Origin of the sequence: Paenibacillus tundrae (genome assembly GCF_036884255.1) — a bacterium.
Taxonomy (GTDB): Bacteria; Bacillota; Bacilli; order Paenibacillales; family Paenibacillaceae; genus Paenibacillus.
The window spans coordinates 4,456,839-4,479,609 of record NZ_CP145605.1; the positions used below are offsets into that span (position 1 = coordinate 4,456,839).

Consider the following 22,771-nt stretch of genomic DNA (forward strand, 5'->3'; position numbering starts at 1 on the left):
TTGATTGGCCTCCTTTGATTTAAAAGGTATGGGATAACATATGCCAATGCTGAGTAAATGACCGGGCTTCTCCCTAGATGCAACGCCCAATCCTCAGGGGATCACTCTAGCCCTCCACTTTTATCAAAAAACGTCCTTGCCTGGTTGTAGTAATCTCGTCAGCTCCTGCAAGCTCCACTACTACAACTCGGGTTCGAATATCATTATGTGATGCAAATACAACCTTACCATCGGAGGATATACAGTACGCAATTGGAATAGAGGTGTCACTGTCACGATACGAGCCATCTGCATGACTGGTACCCATCACCATACATTGATTACGAATAGCGATTGTGCGAGCCTCCTCCAGCCATTCATTGTACTGATCCTCACTGAACATCCCTACCCCGATGGAATGTAAGAGTATATCAACCCTGTCATCATCGTGCTGAAACCCTTGTAAGACGATCTCATCACACAATAGAGTACTGATCGCCACATCCTGTTGCGTGACAACTACGGCAGGTGTGTACTTCGCTTTCTCCATCACGACCTGTCCGTGCTGGTCGATGATAATGGATCGGTCCTTGGGACGCTCATCTAATCGGCGGTGTCCCGATACAATCATCGTTCCGTATGTAGCCGCAAGCCTGCAAGCCTCTTCTACATTCTGGTTTAAATACCCTTCGGGATACAACAAAATATCCGCATTCGCGTATTCCCTTAGCTCTTTTTCTAATTGTATTAATCCGGGCTCAAGGTTGGGTTGCCCAATAATAATCCGCATTCTCCATCTCCCCCTATAGCAGACAATAATGTATACTTATTCCATCAACGTATATCTATAAAAGTCATTCCGCTTCATAAAACACAGTTGTATTTACGGAGGGTTAATATGCGAAAATTTGGAAAGTGGGACAAAGTAATCATTGGTGTTCTGTTAGGACTAAGTTCACTGTTCCTCATTGCTTTAATGTTCTTCTATTGGGTTCTAACCAGTGTATCCTTTGCACCTTAGACAGAACGTAATCATCAGCCTTCCAGACTTTCAAGCAACGAACCAGCCTCTTCATGATCTGGCTCCAATGCCAGCACTTTACGTGTATACGCTAGAGCTTCTTCTTCCATCTCAAGCTCATAACAGCAAACAGCCAGATCATATAATACATCCGTATTGAACTTGTCCTTGTCTGCCTGCATTGATCGTTCTAGAAAATACTTTGCATCCTCGTACATATACATCGCATGGAACAATTGCCCTGTTATAAAAGCCAATTCCCCTTGCTTATCCATCACATAGTATGAAGACCACATGGAATGCATTCCGTGCTGCATATCCATCATTTCTTCATCGCTTGCATCTGGCAGCAGATCAGAAATACGTTCCGCACATAGAATTAGAAACTCTGCATCATAACCACCTAGACGCCAGAAAGGCAGAATTTGTTTGAGCTCCATTCGAGTTACCTGTCGATCGAACCATTCTTTCAAACTAAAGAAGTCATCCGGCCCAAAACGTTCAACCTCTCGCAGGTAAGCCAGACGGGCATTCACATAACTTGTAGGTTCTGCGACCATCAGAATACAGCCGACATTGATATCCTTATAATGATGCGTTGTAAAACAAGCCAGACCACCTTGCTGCTCCAACGTATACCGAATCGCATGATAGTTCGCCGTCAAGGAGAAACTGCCGTGAAGAACGAATTCAGGCGGCTCAGCGAATTTCCAATAATCTAATCGGTGATCACCTTTATCTGCTGTAATAAGCATATACCCAGCAGTAGATAAAGTCCCCAGTCGTTCAAGACAGGATAGTCCAGCTTCTGGAAACAGAATATGTGAATCCTCTAGCTCTTCCTCATACAATGAAATAACATCGCGATAAGGGGACGATTCGGCACTATACTCAGGTGCAAGGCGGTAAGCATAACTAATTTCCATCGCCTTTAATTTCTCTGACGGTGCAAGATTGACGTGTTCTTCGGCACTAGAGAGTATGAGATCACATTCATAAATCTGTCCTTCACCTACATATAGCAATTCCTGCGGAATGCTATCAAAGAAATAATTTGCGATAATGAGCAAGGGCTGCTGCAGATCTCCCGGCTGAATTGTTTCGCCTGCAACGACTAGATCCAGCGCAGTATCCTTCATTGCATCAAACTGAGCAAAATCCAACACGCCCTGCTGGATATAAGGCTCCATGGACGAATGGTTTCTCCACCCCACTACATTCTCCATCACTAAATCTGTCATCACGTAACGAAAAGCGGGCAACTCCGTTGCTGCATAATTCCGCAATTCAATCAATTTCGTAAGTATCTGAAACGCTAGACGACCTACTCCAGCGCCTAGTTCCAGAATCGTAACCGTCTCCGATGTCTTACCCTTCGCTGCCAAGTCTTGCAGAAAGCCAAATATCATTTCGGCATACGCCGCTGCAATCATCGGGTTACTCGTGATATATTGTGGAACTTGATTTTCCGTCCACGCGTCAAGCCCACGCTGTTCATAGTAAGCACGTTGCCATTCCCACACCGGTGCTTCACTGAAACGGAACCGTTGTCCTTCATTATGCATCATTAATTATAAACCGCCTTTTATCCATAATTCTTAACGTTCCAAGACCCACACAGTCTAAGCCAATCAAGCAATCCAATCATGTAAACGTTACACACTGTTATGCATTATATCATAACCAGAAATGTCCCATGTTAAGGTCTCTCTTAAATAAACCGAATAGGACTCGTATGCAGAAGCCTCAGCTACCTAATAAAAAAACCTGCCTCTATCAAGGCAGGATCAATCATTAACACACCGTATTCATACCCGTAAACGTCTGTCGGATAGTTGTACATTAGTCTGTTTAGTCTGAATACAAAACTCCGTCAAAGTTCTCAGGGCCTACACGAATCGTACCTAACAAGTTAGAGCTTACAAATGCAGTATACGTCAACTGTGGCGTGATCGGTGGGTTGTAGTCGTCCGCGGAGAACGTGATAACTTGAGGAGCTAATACACTTAAGCTAAATGTCGATGTCGCGGAGTAAATAACTGGATCTGTAGGTTGAGTTCCTCTAACGATTGTAATTGTTATACCCACAAGTGCCAGCGGAAGCTGTACAGACACCGTACCCTTCATTTGTACCCGTGGATTAGCACCGATACCTGCAGTAGTTACCAGTCCAATCTGACCAAATAGCTGAGGTGTATTCACAACCAAAATCGGAACGGCAATGGAGTTCGCTAAACTTGCATTCTGCGAAGTTCTCGCATCAATAAATTGACTCATTAAAATCTACCTCCTATTACTGGAATACGATAATATATGCAAGATTTATAATATGGCATGGACACTGTTACTAGTTTGCATAAATAAAAAAGATCATCGGGCTTTTTACCCAACGACCTTCAATATTGTGTCTTATCCTTTTGAAGTAGCCACACCGAAGCAGATTAAGCTATTCATCCTAACCCCGGCAGCAAACTTGCTCTTTTACAGGCGCTCCTGTCGTGATGTCTCTTTGTTACTTGGGTGTATAAATCTTCTCTTGTTCTTCGTTTCTATCACCTATATGACGGTCATTCCTATCCAGTTTATCTTGCAGAACTTGAATATCTTTACGAAGATTAGAGATTTCTTTTTGTACGCTACCCGAGCTCTTCCTTACTCTTGAAATGATTAGATAGACTATAAATACAATGACTGCTACAAACAATACTAAAAGTAATAATCCTGGCAAACCTACTGCACTTGCACCACCGCTGTTCAAGTATCCAACCTCACCTTATGCTAAATTATAACAATTATATCATATATCTCAATAATTATAGTTATTAGTCTCTATCATCCAGGTTCTTTCAAAAGGTAATGACTTTATAATTGGAACTATTTCAAATAATTCCCGTATATAAAGTATACATCACTACCGAGGGGGTGACCGTAATATTAATGATTATATTGGGCGTGATCGTCATTGCACTATCCCTGTACGACTATAAAAACCCTAACTCCAAAATATCACAGTTTTTCAGTCGTATTTCACGTACAGAAAGCAACGTACATAACTCCCAAACAAGTGGAATCATAGGCATAAGCTCAGGTGTTATCTTCATCATGATCGGTGTAATCGCCATTTTGTTGCCTTTACTATAAAAAGAATCCATTCACTTGTTCCAAGGTGGACACTGGTCAGATATGCCAGTGTTCTTTTGGTGTGTAACCTCTATACATGAACAAGTTTAATTAAAAAAATGATTAATCCCCGATTGACCCGCATCGCTAGAGAGTTCCTCTAACAATTGAATCCACATTTTATCGTTAATCATATCATTCCAATCAACATCACTGACACCGATTGCTGTCGCTTCAGGCACGTATTTTTTTACTATACCAGACCACTGGTTGTTCAGTTCTCGTATTTCTGCTATCTTCTGACTTTGCACCGCATCTAGTGAAATGGACATTTCGCCTAGACTGCAGTCCCCGAGGAGATCATTGCCAATAACAGATCGTGCTAGAAAAAAGGTCATATCCTGAGCAACATTTCCTAGCACAGGATTGATCTCCGCATTGTTCACTTTATTGAGATGTAACGCTGCGTTTAGTAAATGATTATATGTTGTACTCACAGTTGTGAAATTGGCACATAGGTTGGTTGCATGTTCTGATAAGAGGTTCTCCCCTTCACTTAAATTATATTGCTGGAGTATCTCATCATTGACCAAAATCGCTGTAACCAATGCCGATAAAGATTCACTTAGCTGAGTAGATATAAATTTTTCATATCTTTGATTCTCCTGAACAGTTTTATACAAAAGAAACATGCAAATTAGTAATAACATTGAAGTAACCGCTATCAATATAGTACAGCGCTTATTGCTCATTCCCCAACTTCACCTCTCACATCAATTAATGTAAACAACTTCAGCACATTTGTAAGGGATATTATTCCACCTTACACTCACCCTAATTGAGTCACAACTGAATAAGAAAAAAACCTTGCTATATAAGCAAGGTTTCAAAAGTATGGGCCCTACAGGACTCGAACCTGTGACCAATCGGTTATGAGCCGACCGCTCTAACCAACTGAGCTAAGGGCCCTCGACAAAATGTATAACGTTCAGATGATGGCTGTAAATCATCTAGTAAAAATTAAATTGCGGGGGCAGGATTTGAACCTGCGGCCTTCGGGTTATGAGCCCGACGAGCTACCGGGCTGCTCCACCCCGCGTCAGTTAAAATGTAAAACAGCGACTTAATTAATATACATTATATTCACCCAATAAGTCAAGGGGTAATGTTAGGGAATAAATCGTACACCATATCGACCTTTACGGGAACGGTATACCTCCACCTCAGCAGGTTCATTGTGACCATAGATCCATCCATCCTGCTCTAAACGTTTGGCAAGGCAGCCTGCCTGAAATTTGGTTGCATATAACTTACTGAAATATACCCAATGCATGCTGCTCGTCCTTTCTTCGCTGTAATGTATCCTGCACCTCTTCTTGTAGGATGCCCCAATTCAAGTAAAAATAGCCGCCGAAGAAATTATTCTTCAGCGGCTTATTAAGGAAGGCATGCTCATGAAGTTAGCTTACACATTCTTCAGAACAAGTGACGAGCGTTAAAATGTTGCTTTTGGATCTTTCTTCAGCTTCTCAAGCATTTCATTACCTTTGGCTGCCCACTCACCAAGCGCTTCTTTTGGTGTTTTCTTGTTATCAAGAACCTGATTGAAGTACTCCATCCCTTTGTCACTTACCTGCCAGAGATTAGGCATCTTTTGATACAGTTTATCCAGGTTGTTATTCGTTGGTGGAACAGGCTTCAGCGTGTAAAATGCTTGGATATTATAGTCTAAGCCGTCTTTCGGTTTAATAAAGCTTTTCCGGGATACCATCTCATAGCTGCTGCGTGCTTTGATTTTGGCCCAGTCCTCACTGTTCATATACTTGATTAATTCCCAGGCATCATCTGGATTTTGAGCAGAACTATTGATGGACATCAAGCTGCTCAAATAGATGTTGCCTCCAATTTCAGGAGCCTCAGGGTGTACCGGTGGTGTAACCACATCCCATTCTACCTTTGTGAATCCTTCCATTTTATCCGCATTTTTGTTGGCATCAATGAGCTGGTTAATGTAGCTGTAGTCGCCGATAACCATCGCTGCTTTGCTGCTGAGGAACAGATCGCCCTGAAGCGGATTATATCTTCCGTTTGGATCCTGATCCTGCGGTTCATCGCCTTTAGGAATGATTTTGTCGATAGCCAGCTTGCTAACGGTACTCCATACTTTTTCCCATTGCGGTGAATCAACGGTCATTTTCTCTGCTTTATCATCAAATATTTTCAGTTGTAGAGAATTGTAATACTGCTGCATGGAGTAGTATGGTGAGCCACCTTGATACGTACTGAAGGAGAAGCCAAACACATGGTCTTTGCCTTCACCTTTGGTCATACGGGTCGCTAAGTTAAGGATATCATCCCAAGTCATGTTATCTGTTGGTGGCTCTACGCCTGCCTTCTGGAACATTCCTTTATTAAAGAATAGAGCAGAAGAAGAGAACGTTGGCGTCAATGCATAGATACTTTGATCTCCTAAATCTTTAATGCCCTCCAGTACACTTGGCACAATATCCGTTGTATCGAATTTGTCTTCTTGCATCAATGGATCCAACTGTTTCAACATATTTTCCTGAATTAGAGACTTAACGGTAGCGGTATCCGCAACGATAACATCGACTGGGTTGTCTCCAGTCATAATTTTCTTCAGGCTCTCTACCGTATCGGGAATCTCCTGATTCTCCCCCTGCGTTCCATAACCATAACTGCTCTGTTCAACCGCAGGAACAACTTCAACCGTGATATTCGGATGAGTCAATTCAAACGCATCTGTAAACTGTTGGCGGAAATAACTGTCATCTTGACCGCCCCATAGTGTCGCTACGCGTAAAACACGCTGTTCCGTGTCCTTAGCCTCACTTGCCGTACAGCCTGCTAACAATGGCAAAGCTAAACTCGCAGTCGCCAAGACAGCGAGCACCCGTTTTCCCCACAACCTGTTCTTCATCTCCCAATTCCCCCTATTCATTATCTTGGCGGTGTAATCACAATACGTTCACCGTCAAATTCCAATGTAGCCCGATTGTCGATGGATAAGGCCTCCAGATACTCCTTAGGTACCTGCAGACGTCCTGCCCGGTCAATAATGACAAATGCTTCATGTATATCCTGAGCACCCATCTGTGATAAGCCTTGATCATCATCCAAGTTCGGGTTACGTTTCACAAACTCCGTACTCGTCAGTCCATCACGGATCGCAACAATGCGATCCACCTTACCTGCAAGCGTTAAGTCATGCGTAACAATGACAATCGTGACGCCTAGTTCTTTGTTCATTTTGCGAAAAATCCCCATAATGGTGTCACAAGTCTCGGAATCCACTGATCCCGTAGGTTCATCGGCAAGCAGCAGCTTTGGCCGGTTTGATAGAGATATTGCGATAGCAACCCGCTGCTGCTCTCCACCTGATAACTGATGCAGCTTGTTATGCATCCGATCCTTGAGTCCTACCCACTCTAATAGCTGCATGGCATAGGCACGATCACGCTTACCCCCAAGAATCATAGGTGTTTCCACGTTTTCGAGTGCTGTGAGATAAGGCAGTAGGTTTCGACCATTGTTTTGCCAGATGAAGCCTACTGTATGGCGTTTGTACTCCACGAGTTGCGCATCCGTCATCTTGAGCAGATCCCAATCGCCTACAAAGGCTGTACCTGCTGTCGGACGATCCAGTCCACCCAGAATATTGAGCAACGTTGATTTCCCGCTACCACTATTACCGATGATCGCCATCATCTCACCTTGGTTGACCGTCAAATTGAGACCTTGAAGGGCAACGACTTCCACATCGCTGGATTTAAAAATTTTCACAAGTCCTTCGCATTGGATCACGTTTACCTCTCCTCTCCCATTTTGACCGCCTGGTGTACCCGTAGTCTACGAATCTGCCATAGCAGCATCGTAGCCCCAATAATGAGCATAACGACGGTCACGCCGTACAGTTGCAACATGTCCTTCTCTTCAAACACAATTCGGAATGGTGGCACCTGTGCAGATACATTATCTGTCGTTTGTAGAAATGGTAAGAATAGACGACTCGATACTTGACCAATTCCAATGCCGAGAAGGATCGACAAACCCGCCGTGAACACCTGCTCCAGTAACAACATCCCACTTAATTGAGCCCGAGATAATCCCATGGCGCGCAGAACGCCGAACTGTACGACACGTCCTGAGAGGTTGAAGAACCAGTACAGAATATAACCAATCAAAGATATAATGACCGATACAAGGAAGCCGAGACTCAATATACCGAATACGCCGCCCCGTGATGGATGTTTCCCCTGCGTTACCAGTTCGGTACGCACGTCACGGACAGATGATAGCTCAATACCTTCTGCCGCAAGTTTTTCCATCAGTGGTGCAACTTTGGCATCCGGCTTCATCTTCAGCCAGACTTCATAAGGAATAAGTGGTACTTGATCATAGATATAATCCAGATTCGCAATAAAGAACGGTGTCTGATCTGGATACTGTGCAGGCCAGTATGGAAGAATGCCGAATATAACAAATTCAATCGCTTGACCTTGCACACCAATGGAGACTAAATCCCCGGTTTTGAGCTTATACTTATCAGCAAATTTGGAGGAAACCAATACAGCTCCTTCATATTTACCGAGCAAATCAAGGTACTTATAAGGATGTGCAGGGAAAAGATCGTTACGGAACCAGCCTACTTGGGCAAAATCCACATTATCAATTCCTACGAGCATCCCCTGTCCACCTGATTTTCCAGACACGATGATGTTTCCCTTGGTCTGCATCACCCTTGCTGCATGCTCTACTCCGTCTAAACTGCGGAACACTTCAAAGGGTGGCTCAGAATAGATCACTTTGGTCGGTTGTGAACCTCCACCAGGAGCACCTCCGCCCCCACCAGCGCCACCGCCTCCACCTGGTGCACCTCCACCAGCAGAGCCTCCGCCACTGTTGCCGCCTCCTTGCTGCCCTCCGCCTGAACCGCCACTTTGGCCGGAACCTTGTGGGGTCACTTCAGGAGAACCTTCCCATACCGTCTGCATAATGACATCTGTTCCATATCGGTATAGTGTACGTTCAGTAGAGTTCAGGTCAATGGTTCTGGCTGCGGCGGAATTATATACGCCAAGTCCCAAGGTCAGAACTAGCAATATCATCAACGGATAATAGGAAGACGACGAGCGCGAGAGTTGCGTCAGCGTCAGATATAGTGGAACCGGTAAAAATTTCTTGCCTATCCACTGAATTAGCTTCAAGATCCACGGGAATATCCGTAGAAAGAACAGACCCAGGGCAAAAATGGCAAGTGCAGGAACAAAGAACAAAAACGGTTGTACTTGCAGTTGATCTGTGGTCATGCCCGTCTGGAAGGTCAACATCTGTCGTTCATAAAATAGATAATATCCATATCCGGCAAGTCCAAGCAGAACAACATCGAGGAACCAGCGCTGCCAGACTGGGGCACGATCCGTCCGTGCCTGCCTTCTCTTCGCTGACACAATCGTAGCGCGCGCATACGTAATCGCAGGAATCAGAGACGCAATGATTGCCACAAGAACAGCCACAAGTCCTAAGAGAATCGCTTCCTTCGATACACCAATCGGGATAGACTTCCGATCTACGAAGGAGAGGAAACCACTCGCCGAACCAATACTCTTCGCCATAAACCAGCCGAGCAAAGGACCTACAATTAAGGCAATAGCGCCAAGGAATATTCCCTCTAACAGATATAAAGAGAAAATCTGTTTTGCAGAAGCACCACGACTACGAAGAACAGCAATGTCACTTTCCTGCTTCTGGAGCGATTGTCTTGCATTCATTGCAATAAAGTAAAAGACCATTGCAATCATGGGTGCAGCAAGAGTGAACAGCATCGTCTGCAACTGTAGACTCTGACTGCGGAACTGCTTCAGCAAATCACCGAAGGTGATATCTACCTTTGTATCCTTTAACCGTTGATACAGATCAATATCAAGTCTCTCCAGCACAGAAGAAAGCCCCGAAATCTGGCTAGTCTGAATGTCTTTCAGATCAAACGCATAATACCATCGTGAGTTCTGAAGCGGAATTCCTTTTTCCTTGAGTAGCACCTCGTTAAATACGGATTCATCGATGTAAAGTCCATTCATCATGCTATCGAATCCCTGCACCCAATACGGGCTGCTTGTATCATCTGCTGTGAAGGCACCCGTAATCTTCACCCGGAGCGTAATGTCTAGGCCACTATACACGGGATATTCAAGAATATCTCCAATGTGCAGATCGTTTCGATACATGCCTTCTTCCAGCATTACCGCTTCAATGATTCCATCCTTCACCTGGTTACCAGGCTTAAGTCCTGTCGAATAGCTGACCTGCGAATCCAAGCCAGACATCGTTCCCAGACTCATGCTACGCACCCGGCTTGCATCTACCTTAGTTGGATCCTCTGGATTAACCTCAGTACTGCGGATAGAACGAGAGTTCACATACGTATGGAAGGGGAAACCAATATCACGCGGCACATCCTCACGGATATACCGATCCACTTCTTCCAAACCCAGTGTATCTGTCTTCACTCCACCAGGAGCCTGGTAACTCATCAACAATGAACCTGCTGGCAAACCTTCGCTATTGTCCTGTAAGGTTTGGGCTACAACTCGCTTCAGCGCACCGTCGGCATACATCGGAATACTGACGGTGAACGCAACCGCCACGATTAATCCAATCAGTGTGCTGAAGGTCATCCAGCGAGTGTTCCACATTTTGCGGAACAGCAGCCGAAGCAATGGCAGCCCCATTAGCGACCCACTACTTTCTGTCCAACGGTAAGGCCTTTCAGAATCTCTACATCTGTAGACGTCTGCTGGCCAACCTCAACATCCACTTCTCGTTTGCTACCATCGTTCTCTACAACCTGGACATAGGTTCTTGATCCAATGGAACGAAGAGCCGACACTGGAATAACAACTGCGTCCTTGGTACGCTGCGTTACAATGGATACCGTAAGCGGTGTACCGCGTTCAACGCCCTTAGGCATTTTGGCCAAGGAAACGATCACATATTGATCAAGTGATTCTTTTGCCGGAGGTGTATTGGTGTCTCCTGAACTTCCCCCACTACCACTTCCACTGTCCGAAGATTGCGCAGTTGGCATAACTTTAATAACTCCAGAGACCTTACCTGCGCCATTAATATCCACGTCTGCTTTCATGCCTACAGAGAATTTCTCAAGATCTTCTTTGGCAAACGTAGCTGCAACGACGAGATTCGAAGTATCAGCAATCGTGGCAATCGGATCATACGCCTTGACAGCAGCACCCTTTTCCACCTGAACGGCAATGACTGTTCCCCCGAATGGAGCTGTTAGAGTCGCTTTCCCCAACTGCTCCTCCAGATCAGCCAATTCCTGACGCAGCTCTTCAAAAGCAATCGTCGCTTCTTCGAATTCCACAGGATCCATCTCATCCCGCTTACGCAGCGTTTCCTTCATCTGTACCTCAGCTTTGCGAATCTGAAGGTTCTTCGCCCGAATTTCCTTCTCTACGCTCTCCACATCAAGCACAGCAAGGAGCTGACCCTTTTTGACTTTATCCCCTAGTTTCACATTCAGCTCTTTCACATGCATACCATCCAGCGTAAAATACACCTTTTCTTCTCTCTGACTCATCATTTTACCGCTACCGCTTACTTTCTTCTCCAGTGTCTCGGTCCGGACTTCATATTCCGGCTTTTTGGAGATCGTTGGCGGTGTAATTGGCGGAAGCACTTCCTCTTCTGTCTCTGCCGGTAACAAAGAACATCCCGACATCGTTGCAACAACTATCGCACTAAGCACGATAAGCGCTGCACGTTTCCCCTTCTTCGTAGCGGCAGCTTTACTTGATAAATCTGCCGTCCGCCATTTCATAAACATGGTCCGCAACCTCCAGAATTGTAGGATCGTGTGTAGTCATACATATCGTTACTTGCTCTACTTCAATAATATTGCGAAATACAGCCATAACCTGTGCACCCATCTTGGAATCAAGTTCGGCTGTAGGCTCATCCGCAAGCAACAATCTCGGCCGATGTGCAATAGCTTTAGCAATCGCGACCCGCTGCTGCTCCCCCCCGGACATCTCAAATGGTCTGTGCTTCACCCGTTTGGTCAGACCAACTAGATCCAAACAATGACCTACTCGTTCTTTCCATTCCGAGCGAGGCACATCTGCCATTCTTAGCGACAGCTCTACATTTTCCCAAGCAGATAATAACGGCATAAGAGCATACGCCTGAAAAATAAATCCGATTTCCCTACGCCGTAACGCTGTCCGCCGCCTGTCACCCCAATCCTGCAGAGGCTGGCCAGAGAAAAGGATATCACCACTCGAAGGCTGATCCAGCCCACCAAGCATATTAAGAAGTGTTGTTTTACCAGAGCCAGAGCGACCCTTCAGCATGACAAGCTGCTGTGGGTTAACTTCCATGTCAATGCCTTTGAGTACATGTATAATTCGGCTGCCTGTCTGAAAACTACGATGCACATTACGCACTTCCAGCACAGGCCCATCATATGGAGGCAATAGATCCCGCTTCTTCACAGGTTTGGGCTTCTTGTCTTGAGCAGCAACTGCCAGTTCATCGGAGCTAGATTCATTCGGTTCAGTGAGAGTCTCATCTGAGAGGTTCTCCTCCACCGGAATCTTTGCTTCACTTATGTACGTTTGATCCTGCTGCTGGGCAGACTCCGGCTGCTCTGCTCCCTCAATATCATGCTTATCCCCTGGCTGACTTTTGGCAGATTTAATTTTGGAAAATAACTTCTTCATGCAGCAATCACACTCATCCTCTCTTTACATTCCGCTCATTTCATGAAGACTCTAAAACTAGAAATCTATTCCATACTACACTGCATTATAAACGACGAATCACAACTAAAAGTTACAAGCTTTTTACAACGTTCAGGAGAAAAAGTTAATATTCTGTAGAGAACAACAAAAAAGCACCCCAAAGTGCGGGATGCTTCATACTAAACGGTGGAATTTGCCTGTATACCAGCAATCGTTACAATTTTGATACCGTTCGTGTAAGGACTACTTTTTTGTGCCTATATGATATTATTTACCAAATGAAGAAGGATCTTCACGCCAAGATTTAAGCAGGGCGAAGTCGCTTTCTTGAATCGTTCCTTGAGCCAAAGCCACATCCATCAATGCTGTATAATTGGACAGGGTTTGCAGTGGAATTCCTGCTTCCTCAAAGGCTTTGATACCTTTGTCCAACTGGTAGCTGAAAATAGCGAGCACGGCGAGCGGTGTTGCGCCAGCGGCTTGTACAGCTTGCGCAGCTTTAATGGAACTTCCGCCCGTTGAGATCAGATCTTCAATGACTACGACCTTCTGTCCTTCCTGGATCAGACCTTCAATCAGGTTTTCTTTACCATGTCCTTTGGCTTTATCACGAATGTAGGCCATTGGCAGGTTCAGTTTCTGAGCTACCCATGCAGCGTGAGGAATACCTGCTGTAGCTGTTCCCGCAATCACTTCTGCTTCCGGATATTGTTCACGAATGATCGTTGCAAAAGCTTCAGCGATGTCCTCCCGAATCTCAGGATAGGACATGGTCAGACGGTTATCACAATAAATTGGTGATTTGATGCCAGACGTCCATGTAAAAGGTTGCTGCGGACGCAGTGCTACCGCTTTGATCTTCAACAATTGGGAAGCAATATGATTCGGAATCTCGTTAAGTGTAATCATACGTTTAACATCTCCTTCAAAATAGCCTCTGCCGCTTCACGCGGATTCGGGGCACCTGTAATCGGTCTTCCTACGACGATGTAATGACTACCTCTAGCAATCGCTTCTCCAGGAGTCAACACACGTGTCTGATCCCCGAGACCGCTTCCTGCTGGGCGAATACCCGGAGTGACGGTGTGAAACTCACTTCCACACGCCGCTCGAATGGCTGGTACTTCCAAAGGAGAAGCTACAACACCATCCAAACCTGATTCATGAGCGAGACTGGCATAACGGACAACCGTCGCTTCTACTGAGCCGTCAATGCCGATTTCCGTGTTCATCGTTTCTTGGCTTGTACTGGTAAGCTGCGTAACCGCTATGATCTCTGGTCTAGTTAGCGAAGCGTCAGCCAGCAATGCAGCTTCTGCACCTTCACGAGCTGCTCGCATCATAGCCGTTCCCCCGGCAGCGTGAACGTTGAACATATCCACCCCTAGACGAGTGATGCTCTCCGCACCTCCACGCACAGTATTCGGAATGTCGTGCATTTTGACATCAAGGAACACGGAGTATCCTTTGGCCTTCAACTCTCGAATGAAGTCTGGTCCTGCTGCGTAGAACAACTGCATACCAACTTTGAGGTAACAGGGTATTCCCTCAAGCGCCTGTACGAGCTCCTTAGCTTGCTCTGCTTCAGGATAGTCCAGTGCAACCATTAAACGTCCTGCCATTTGGTTGAAATCAGGATGGTTCATTTCGCAGCAACTCCTCTGCCTGTAAGGCTTATTTTTATTGTTTTTGCCCGATATAAAGGACATCCCGCCAACCCAGAGGTTGACTGATGTCCTTCATCAATTGTCTTTTTAGAGGTTGTTCAAAAAGTCAGCTTTTGATTACGAAGGATGCCTGACGGCATCTCAGCATCGAAGTTGGAATTCAGCCGAAATAAGTGGATGCTTACGAAGGTGTTTCCTTCGGAAACAATGTAGTTGCTCACGTAGTTTTGCCTACGCTCCGCTACTCCATTTCTATCTTCATCCCATCTTCTCGGTACTGAAAACCATCCTTTTTGAACACGCACTTTTTAGTTTACAAAGGCTGGCATAGCCTCAGAGGAGAAGTTGATTGTTTCCAGCATTTTCAGCAGGGCACTAATCGTATCCAATGAAGTCATACACACAACACCGTTCTCTACCGCTTCACGGCGGATTCTGAATCCGTCACGCTGTGGTGTTTTACCTTTGGTCAATGTGTTGAACACAAAGTTCGCTTCACCACTGCGGATCATATCCAAAATGTTCGGTGAACCTTCGCTTAATTTGTTTACTTTCGTTACCGGAATGTTGGCTGCTTCGAGAGCTGCTGCTGTTCCGCCTGTAGCCATAATTTTGTAACCCAATCTGTAGAAGCCTTCAAGCAAAGGTACTGCTTCATCTTTGTCTTTGTCTGCTACTGTAACTACAATGGCTCCCGTAGCCGGAATTTTCATGCCTGCTCCGATGAGACCTTTGAACAGCGCTTTGGCATAATTCGGGTCACGACCCATTACTTCACCTGTAGATTTCATCTCAGGACCAAGCGTTGGTTCCACACGACGCAGCTTCGCGAAGGAGAACACTGGAACTTTAACCGATACATGATCCGTTTCAGGCCAGAGACCATCCACATAACCCAGATCTTTCAGTTTCACACCGAGAATAGCTTGTGTTGCCAGGTTAGCCATCGGAATGTTTGTTACTTTGCTCAAGAACGGTACCGTACGGGATGAACGTGGATTCACCTCAATGACATACACTTGGCCATCATGGATGACAAACTGGATGTTGACCAGACCAATCGTTTTCAATTCTTTTGCAATTTTGATTGTAATTTCTACAATCTTCTCTTTCAGATCCTGGGACAGGTGTTGTGGCGGATACACCGCGATGGAGTCACCGGAGTGTACCCCTGCGCGTTCGATATGCTCCATGATTCCTGGAACGAGTATCGTTTCACCATCACAGATCGCGTCTACCTCTACTTCTTTACCCAGCATATAACGGTCAATTAGTACCGGATGCTCAGGGTTAATCTTAACCGCTTGCTCCATATATGTCAGCAATTCAGCATCGGAGTATACAATCTCCATTGCTCGACCACCAAGCACGTATGAAGGACGAACGAGTACTGGATATCCCAGACCTTGAGCTGTTTCTACTGCATCATCCACTGAAGTAACTGTTTTACCTTTCGGCTGTGCAATCTCTAAACGGGAGAGCAGATGCTCGAATTTCTTACGGTCTTCCGCCTCATCGATGCTTTCCAGATCCGTACCAAGGATGGTTACACCTGCATTACGCAGTGGTGCTGCGAGATTGATTGCCGTTTGGCCACCAAACTGTACGATTACGCCCACTGGCTGTTCTTGTTCGATTACGTTCATAACATCCTCGAAGAACAGTGGCTCGAAGTACAGACGATCTGATGTATTAAAGTCCGTAGATACCGTCTCCGGGTTGTTGTTGATAATAACTGCTTCGTAGCCTGCTTTTTGCAGAGCCCACACCGCATGTACTGTGGAATAGTCAAACTCAATCCCTTGACCAATCCGGATTGGACCGGAACCAAGTACAACTACTTTTTTCTTGTCCGAAGGAAGGACTTCATTCTCTGTTTCGTAAGTCGAATAATAGTAAGGCGTTGTTGCTTCGAACTCGGCCGCACATGTATCTACCATTTTGTATACCGGACGAAGGTTTTCTTCTTCACGGCGCGCTCTAACTTCTGCTTCTGTTGTCAATGTGCCTGCAGGTTGACCCTGAGCACGCAATTCAGCAATCGCACGATCCGTAAATCCAAGGCGTTTCGCTTGGTATAACGTTTCGGATGATAGTTCGGACTCTTCACGAATAGTATCCTCGAATTTAATTAGACCTTCAATTTTGTCCAAGAACCACCAGTCAATCTTCGTCAGATCTTGAAGTTGTTGCAGAGTATATCCTCTGCGGAACGCCTCAGCAATCAAGAACATACGCTCATCGTCCGCTTTGATCAGACGCTCGTTTAGCGTTGCTTCATCAAGCGTTTCTGCCTCTTTCAGATAGAGACGGTGTACGCCGATTTCCAGGGAGCGAACAGCTTTATGAATGGATTCTTCAAACGTCCGTCCAATCGCCATAACTTCGCCCGTTGCTTTCATCTGTGTACCAAGCTTCCGGTTAGCCGATGTAAACTTGTCGAACGGCCAACGAGGAATCTTGCTCACGATGTAATCAAGTGTAGGCTCAAAACAAGCGTAAGTTTGACCTGTTACCGGGTTCACGATTTCATCCAATGTGTATCCCATAGCAATTTTGGCAGCCATTTTGGCAATTGGATAGCCCGTTGCTTTGGAAGCAAGCGCGGATGAACGGCTTACCCGTGGGTTAACTTCAATAACATAGTATTGGAAGCTGTGCGGATCCAGTGCGAATTGTACGTTACATCCACCTTCGATGTTAAGGGCACGGATGATTTTCAAGGAAGCCGAACGCAGCATTTGGTATTCACGATCAGACAACGTTTGACTTGGTGCCACTACGATACTGTCGCCTGTATGAACGCCAACGGGGTCAAAGTTTTCCATGTTGCAGACTACGATACAGTTATCGTTTTTGTCTCGCATAACTTCATACTCGACTTCTTTCATGCCAGCAATGCTTTTCTCAACCAAACATTGCCCAATTGGACTGTAACGAAGACCTGCTGCTACTGTTTCGCGCAATTCTTCTTCATTCGCACAGATTCCGCCGCCTGTTCCACCCAGTGTGTAGGCAGGACGAACAATGATCGGATAGCCAATCTCATTTGCAAACTCCAGTGATTCTTCCAGTGTTGTTACAATTACGCTCTCAGGTACAGGCTGCTCCAGTTCACGCATCAGGTCACGGAACAAGTCCCGGTCTTCTGCTTTTTCGATCGAAGTTAGCTGTGTACCCAGCAATTTCACATTCTCACGTTCCAGTACACCTGCACGCGCAAGTTCTACTGCCATGTTCAAACCAGTTTGACCACCCAGTGTTGGCAACAACCCGTCTGGACGCTCTTGACGGATGATTTGAGTTACGAAATCCAATGTGATTGGTTCGATATATACTTTGTCAGCCATGTTTGTATCGGTCATGATCGTTGCAGGGTTGCTGTTGATGAGGACAACTTCCACGCCTTCTTCTTTCAACGCCTGGCAAGCTTGCGTACCGGCATAGTCGAACTCGGCCGCTTGACCGATGACGATTGGTCCGGAACCAATCACCAGGATTTTTTTGAGGTCTTTGTTAATCGGCATGTTATTGTGCTCCTTTCACTGCAGCTGCCAATACGGCTTGACGTGGCTGTGGTGGGTTAGTGATTTTGTGCTCACGAATCATCTCGATGAAACGATCGAACAGATAGCTGTTATCGTAAGGCCCTGGCGCTGCTTCCGGATGATACTGTACCGAAAACGCTGGGAATGTTTTATGTTTCAGACCTTCAATGGTCTTATCGTTATTGTTGATATGTGTTACTTCCAGATCTGTGTTCTTCACAGAATCCTCATTCACCGTGTAACCATGGTTCTGAGAAGTGATGAAGCAACGTCCACTTTCAAGCTCTTTCACCGGATGGTTTCCGCCGCGGTGTCCGAATTTCAGTTTCTCTGTGTCTGCTCCTGCTGCAAGCGCGAAGAGTTGGTGACCAAGGCAGATGCCGAAGATCGGATATTCGCCGAGCAACTCACTGATCATTTTAACTGCGTGAGGTACATCTTTGGGATCCCCAGGGCCGTTAGACAACTGGATACCGTCTGGGTTCAGGCGACGAATCTCGTCTGCAGTTACATCATGAGGCACAACAACTACGTCACAGTTACGTTTGCTAAGTTCACGCAAGATCCCTGTTTTTGCACCGTAATCTACCAACACAATGCGTTCAGCCGTTCCTGGGCTACTGTACACATGAGGAGTCGACGTCAGTGGAACTTGGTTACGCAGCTCAGCGATTGTTGTATCGCCCATCATCTCCAGCAGTTCTTCCACAGGTTTCGATCCTGTTGTGAGAATTCCCTTCATCGTGCCGTGGTGGCGAATCCGGCGAGTCAACATGCGTGTATCAATCTCACTGATACCTACAATGCCGTATTCTTTGAGCAGATTGTCTACGCTGTACTCTGCACGCCAGTTACTTGGCGTTGGCTCATGACGACGTACCACAAAGCCGTGTACAAATGGACGAATCGACTCAAAGTCATCACGTGTAATTCCGTAGTTACCGATTAACGGATACGTCATGGTTACGATTTGACCGCAATAAGAAGGATCCGAAAGCACCTCTTGGTAGCCTGTAATTCCCGTATTAAAAACGACCTCACCCGTTGTTTCACCTTCAGCTCCGAACGCTTTACCAGTGAACAGTGTGCCGTCTTCCAACAATAATCTCGCCTGTGCCATCCCATCTCACTCCTCTGTGTTTATCAACGTTGAATGTCATTTCGGTTGAACTTAGCTTAAGTTTGAGCGGCTCCGCGGACAGAAAGCCCTGCGATCGCTGTTATCTCCTGATTACTTTTTAATCAATTTTTCAATTGATGTAATCCGGTGATAATGGCGAGCGCTTCGCTTCTTCGGGTTCTTTCTGCCCGCTCCGCAGTTACTTCAGCGTCCAAGTTCAAAAGACTGCATTCAACGTGCTTGTTTCTTATATTGGACTCTCGGCATAAGCTGCCTCGAGTTAGTTAGTTATAAAGATGTTACTCATTAACATTTGTAGAATAAGAATTAATCCGTATCAGTTCAGTAATTTACCAATTTACTGTTGTACCGTGTTATTCCATACGCTTTTGCCATCTACCCACGTTTGCATAGGCCAGCCTTTTAGCTTCCATCCTGTAAATGGTGTATTTCTACCTTTAGTAGCAAATGTAGATGGATCAACTGCTTGTTCTTGATTCAGATCAATCATCGTAATATCGGCTGGAGCACCCTCTTCAAGCTTACCTGTATCCAGTCGGAATACTCGTGCTGGATCAGCAGTCATTCGTTTAACCAGGAAGTCGAGTGTCCAGATTCCTGTCTCCACAAACTTCGTGTAGAGAAGTGGGAAAGCTGTTTCGAAGCCGACGATTCCGAATGGTGCAAGTTCCATTCCTTTTGCTTTCTCTTCTTCGCTATGCGGTGCATGATCCGTTACGATCATATCCAGCGTTCCGTCCTGCAAGCCTTCAATGCAAGCCTGCACATCACGTGGTGAGCGTAGCGGTGGGTTCATTTTCCAGTTAGAATCCATACCCGGAATATCTTCATCAGATAAGAGCAGATGGTGCGGACATACCTCAGCAGTTACCTTGATTCCAATGGACTTCGCCAAGCGGATCAAGCGAACCGATTGTTCTGTGCTGACATGGCATACATGGTAGTGAACTCCCGTTGCTTCAGCTAGCAGGATGTCCCGCCCAACATGAATCGCTTCGGATTCATTCGGGATGCCTTTGATGCCGTGACGTTTGGAGAATTCCCCTTCGGTCACATAGCGACCCACAACCAGTGAATCGTCTTCACAGTGGGCAATAACCGGCATATCCATACTTGCTGCAAGAGTCATCGCGTCCTTCATCATTTGCGCATTTTGTACGCCAACTCCGTCATCCGTGAATCCAATCGCACCCGCTTCTTTCAGTGCGGCAAAGTCGGTAAGCTCACGACCAAGTTCATTTTTGGTGATCGCCGCATATGGCAGCACTTTAACCAGGTCAGCTTCCTTCGCTTTATCCAGTACCAGCTTCACGATATCCGGATTGTCGGTTACAGGTCTAGTATTTGGCATACATGCAATCGTAGTAAAACCGCCTTGTGCCGCTGACCGCGCGCCTGTTTCGATCGTCTCTTTGTGTTCGAATCCCGGTTCGCGCAGATGCACATGCATGTCAATCAGCCCTGGGATAACCAGTTTGCCTGAAGCGTCCGTTATACGCTCAGCTGACTTTTCCGCAAGTTGTACGGCCTCGTCTTCCACTCCAGCGATAGCTTGAATCTTTCCTTCATCTATAATGATGCTTTTCCGTTCAAGTTCCCCTTTTTGATTCAAGACATTTGCATTTTTAATAATCTGTACCATGATTGCCCTCCGCTTCGGTTCTGTCCGACTTCCTAGAAGCCGGATGATTTGGTTTATCGTTTACCCTCTTATTGCTCTATAAGAACTCTCATCCGTAAGCCTATGCCCTTGAGCCCAACGTTGCTACAGCTTCATCGCACGTTCCATAACCGCCATGCGGATTGGAACTCCGTTCGCCATTTGCGGGAAAATCCGCGATGCCGCACTTTCGACAACCGCGTCGTCAATTTCGACGTTACGGTTTACAGGTGCTGGATGCATAATGATGGTACTTGGTTTAAGGCTTGCCGCCCGTTCTTCCGTCAATCCGTAGTGTTCGCGATAATCCTCTGCCGAGGTAATAATTCCTTGCTTGTGACGTTCGAGTTGAACCCGAAGCATCATGACTACATCCGCATCCAAAGCATCTGGCAGCTCTACATAAGGAGCGTGCTCTGCAAGTTCAGGTGCCTGCATCGTTTCTGGAGCACAGAAACGTACATCTGCACCAAACTTCTGCAACGCCCACAGGTTGGATCGAGCGACCCGGCTATGCTTAATGTCTCCGATGATGGAAACACGCAGACCTTTTAGCTCACCAAACGCTTTGCGCATCGTGTACAGATCCAACAAAGCCTGAGTTGGGTGCTCGTTATTGCCGTCTCCCGCGTTCACCAGCGGCACGTTCACTTTTTGCGCCAACTGTTGCAGAACCCCTGAAGGCTTCAAGCGAATAACCCCTGCATCAATGCCCATAGATTCAAGGGTACGCACCGTATCGTAGATGGACTCGCCTTTTTCTACACTGGACGCCGCTGCAGTAAAGTTCAGCACTTGCGCACCTAGTCGTTTCTCTGCCATTTCGAAGGAGAACCGAGTGCGTGTGCTGTTCTCGAAGAACATGTTAGCGACAAATCGTGACTCTAGAACAGGGACAAGTTTCTCTTGCTGCGCTTCCCAGTGAGCCGCTCTGTTTAGGATTGATTCAATCTCTCCACGACTTAGTTCTTTAAGTCCTAGCAGGCTGCGATCTTTCAATGCTGGTTGTGTAATCATCATGCTTGCTCCCCCCGGTTCTGAATGATTTTGACTTCGTCCTGTCCATCCGTCTCCATGAGTGCAACCTCGATCTCCTCTGATTTGGAAGTCGGCACATTTTTGCCGATAAAATCAGGGCGAATCGGAAGCTCGCGGTGACCGCGATCCGCAAGAACGGCCAGTTGAATGTTTTGCGGTCTTCCGCAATCCATTAGAGCGTCCATTGCTGCACGAATCGTTCTACCGGTATACAGCACATCATCGAACAAAATCACTTTTTTGTTATGAATGGAAAGTGATTCAGGTGTCATAATCAAAAGTTCCTTCCGTGTCTCACCAGCTACATCAAGGCGATCATCACGATAAGGGGTTACATCCAGTTCTCCCCAGGGGATTGGCGTACCTTCGATCTCTTCGATCTTGGCTGCAATTCGTTCCGCAAGGTACACACCCCGCGTTCGAATTCCAATAAGTACGCATCCGTCAATGCCTTTGTTTTTCTCCAATATCTCATGGGCAATCCTTGTTAAAGCTCGGCGGATCGCCGTTTCATCCATAATGACATGTGTTTCTGTGCTCATGCGTTCAGCCTCCTCAGGATTCCTTTCAGATCATGGCCCCGTGACGAGGAGAACAAAAAAGACTCCTTGCCGTGTTTAATGGCAAGGAGTCTCCAAACTTCAGTCTACGCTGAAGAAAGTTTACTCTCGGGGATGCACCGTTTCGTTTGCCGCAGCAAATAAACGATGTATCGTTCACGTTACCTTGCCAGTCTCACGGGACTGATTTAAAGGTGCTATTCATGACGTCCATCTGGCAGTACCTCACAGGGTACTGTTATCCATCAGGTCGT

General features: G+C 46.1%; 20 protein-coding genes and 2 tRNA genes. 2 read left to right on the forward strand and 20 right to left on the reverse strand.

Annotated features, from left to right (window positions below; genetic code table 11):
* Nucleotides 1–106 precede the first annotated feature (106 nt).
* On the reverse strand, nt 107–769 hold the full coding sequence (locus tag V6W81_RS20015) for a hypothetical protein (protein WP_338540158.1): 663 nt from the start codon (nt 767–769) through the stop codon (nt 107–109).
* A 108-nt stretch (nt 770–877) separates the two neighbouring features.
* Here V6W81_RS20015 and V6W81_RS20020 point away from each other — a divergent pair, with 108 nt between their 5' ends.
* On the forward strand, nt 878–1,000 hold the full coding sequence (locus tag V6W81_RS20020; protein WP_338540159.1) for a hypothetical protein: 123 nt from the start codon (nt 878–880) through the stop codon (nt 998–1,000).
* A 14-nt stretch (nt 1,001–1,014) separates the two neighbouring features.
* Here V6W81_RS20020 and V6W81_RS20025 read toward each other — a convergent pair whose 3' ends face one another.
* From V6W81_RS20025 to V6W81_RS20035, 3 genes are all read right to left on the reverse strand, one after another.
* Nucleotides 1,015–2,568: a tetratricopeptide repeat protein gene (locus tag V6W81_RS20025; protein ID WP_338540160.1), complete on the reverse strand. Its 1,554-nt coding sequence runs from the start codon at nt 2,566–2,568 to the stop codon at nt 1,015–1,017.
* A 283-nt stretch (nt 2,569–2,851) separates the two neighbouring features.
* The gene (locus tag V6W81_RS20030; RefSeq protein WP_307211867.1) at nt 2,852–3,277 is read right to left on the reverse strand and encodes a hypothetical protein; all 426 of its coding nucleotides are present in this window, start codon (nt 3,275–3,277) and stop codon (nt 2,852–2,854) included.
* 235 nt (nt 3,278–3,512) lie between these two features.
* Entirely contained in the window at nt 3,513–3,758 is a 246-nt protein-coding gene (locus V6W81_RS20035; protein WP_338540161.1) for a hypothetical protein, read from the reverse strand.
* 179 nt (nt 3,759–3,937) lie between these two features.
* Between V6W81_RS20035 and V6W81_RS20040 the strand changes: the two genes are divergently transcribed.
* The gene (locus V6W81_RS20040) at nt 3,938–4,141 is read left to right on the forward strand and encodes a hypothetical protein (RefSeq protein ID WP_056696207.1); all 204 of its coding nucleotides are present in this window, start codon (nt 3,938–3,940) and stop codon (nt 4,139–4,141) included.
* Between the two features lie 86 nt (nt 4,142–4,227).
* Here V6W81_RS20040 and V6W81_RS20045 read toward each other — a convergent pair whose 3' ends face one another.
* From V6W81_RS20045 to pyrR, 16 genes are all read right to left on the reverse strand, one after another.
* Nucleotides 4,228–4,872 carry a hypothetical protein gene (locus V6W81_RS20045; RefSeq protein WP_338540162.1) on the reverse strand — a complete coding sequence of 215 codons (645 nt, stop codon included), beginning with the start codon at nt 4,870–4,872 and terminating at the stop codon, nt 4,228–4,230.
* A 143-nt stretch (nt 4,873–5,015) separates the two neighbouring features.
* A tRNA-Ile gene (locus V6W81_RS20050) sits at nt 5,016–5,089 on the reverse strand.
* Between the two features lie 56 nt (nt 5,090–5,145).
* A tRNA-Met gene (locus tag V6W81_RS20055) sits at nt 5,146–5,219 on the reverse strand.
* 69 nt (nt 5,220–5,288) lie between these two features.
* Nucleotides 5,289–5,453, reverse strand: coding sequence for a hypothetical protein (locus V6W81_RS20060; RefSeq protein WP_338540163.1), 165 nt, complete (start codon nt 5,451–5,453; stop codon nt 5,289–5,291).
* A gap of 162 nt (nt 5,454–5,615) precedes the next feature.
* Nucleotides 5,616–7,061 (reverse strand): ABC transporter substrate-binding protein, encoded by a 1,446-nt coding sequence (locus tag V6W81_RS20065; RefSeq protein ID WP_145045547.1) that lies wholly within the window; start codon nt 7,059–7,061, stop codon nt 5,616–5,618.
* Between the two features lie 20 nt (nt 7,062–7,081).
* Nucleotides 7,082–7,945 carry an ABC transporter ATP-binding protein gene (locus V6W81_RS20070; RefSeq protein ID WP_338540164.1) on the reverse strand — a complete coding sequence of 288 codons (864 nt, stop codon included), beginning with the start codon at nt 7,943–7,945 and terminating at the stop codon, nt 7,082–7,084.
* Nucleotides 7,946–7,947: 2 nt separating this feature from the next.
* A complete protein-coding gene (locus V6W81_RS20075; RefSeq protein WP_338540165.1) occupies nt 7,948–10,872 on the reverse strand; it encodes an ABC transporter permease in 2,925 nt (974 codons plus the stop codon).
* Nucleotides 10,872–11,987 carry an efflux RND transporter periplasmic adaptor subunit gene (locus tag V6W81_RS20080; RefSeq protein WP_145045553.1) on the reverse strand — a complete coding sequence of 372 codons (1,116 nt, stop codon included), beginning with the start codon at nt 11,985–11,987 and terminating at the stop codon, nt 10,872–10,874. Before V6W81_RS20080 ends, V6W81_RS20075 begins: the two co-directional genes overlap by 1 nt.
* Nucleotides 11,950–12,882: an ABC transporter ATP-binding protein gene (locus V6W81_RS20085; protein ID WP_338540166.1), complete on the reverse strand. Its 933-nt coding sequence runs from the start codon at nt 12,880–12,882 to the stop codon at nt 11,950–11,952. The genes V6W81_RS20080 and V6W81_RS20085 overlap by 38 nt, the downstream gene beginning before the upstream one ends.
* Before the next feature lie 288 nt (nt 12,883–13,170).
* Entirely contained in the window at nt 13,171–13,812 is a 642-nt protein-coding gene (pyrE, locus tag V6W81_RS20090) for an orotate phosphoribosyltransferase (RefSeq protein WP_239287785.1), read from the reverse strand.
* Complete coding sequence (gene pyrF, locus V6W81_RS20095; protein ID WP_338540167.1) at nt 13,809–14,549, reverse strand: orotidine-5'-phosphate decarboxylase; 741 nt, start codon at nt 14,547–14,549, stop codon at nt 13,809–13,811. Before pyrF ends, pyrE begins: the two co-directional genes overlap by 4 nt.
* Before the next feature lie 329 nt (nt 14,550–14,878).
* On the reverse strand, nt 14,879–18,097 hold the full coding sequence (carB, locus tag V6W81_RS20100; protein WP_338540168.1) for a carbamoyl-phosphate synthase large subunit: 3,219 nt from the start codon (nt 18,095–18,097) through the stop codon (nt 14,879–14,881).
* 1 nt (nt 18,098) lies between these two features.
* Nucleotides 18,099–19,238, reverse strand: coding sequence for a glutamine-hydrolyzing carbamoyl-phosphate synthase small subunit (carA, locus tag V6W81_RS20105; protein ID WP_307211823.1), 1,140 nt, complete (start codon nt 19,236–19,238; stop codon nt 18,099–18,101).
* Between the two features lie 358 nt (nt 19,239–19,596).
* A complete protein-coding gene (locus V6W81_RS20110; RefSeq protein WP_338540169.1) occupies nt 19,597–20,901 on the reverse strand; it encodes a dihydroorotase in 1,305 nt (434 codons plus the stop codon).
* Between the two features lie 123 nt (nt 20,902–21,024).
* Nucleotides 21,025–21,936 carry an aspartate carbamoyltransferase catalytic subunit gene (locus V6W81_RS20115; RefSeq protein ID WP_145045883.1) on the reverse strand — a complete coding sequence of 304 codons (912 nt, stop codon included), beginning with the start codon at nt 21,934–21,936 and terminating at the stop codon, nt 21,025–21,027.
* Nucleotides 21,936–22,499 carry a bifunctional pyr operon transcriptional regulator/uracil phosphoribosyltransferase PyrR gene (gene pyrR, locus V6W81_RS20120; protein ID WP_145045564.1) on the reverse strand — a complete coding sequence of 188 codons (564 nt, stop codon included), beginning with the start codon at nt 22,497–22,499 and terminating at the stop codon, nt 21,936–21,938. The genes V6W81_RS20115 and pyrR overlap by 1 nt, the downstream gene beginning before the upstream one ends.
* Nucleotides 22,500–22,771: the final 272 nt, after the last annotated feature.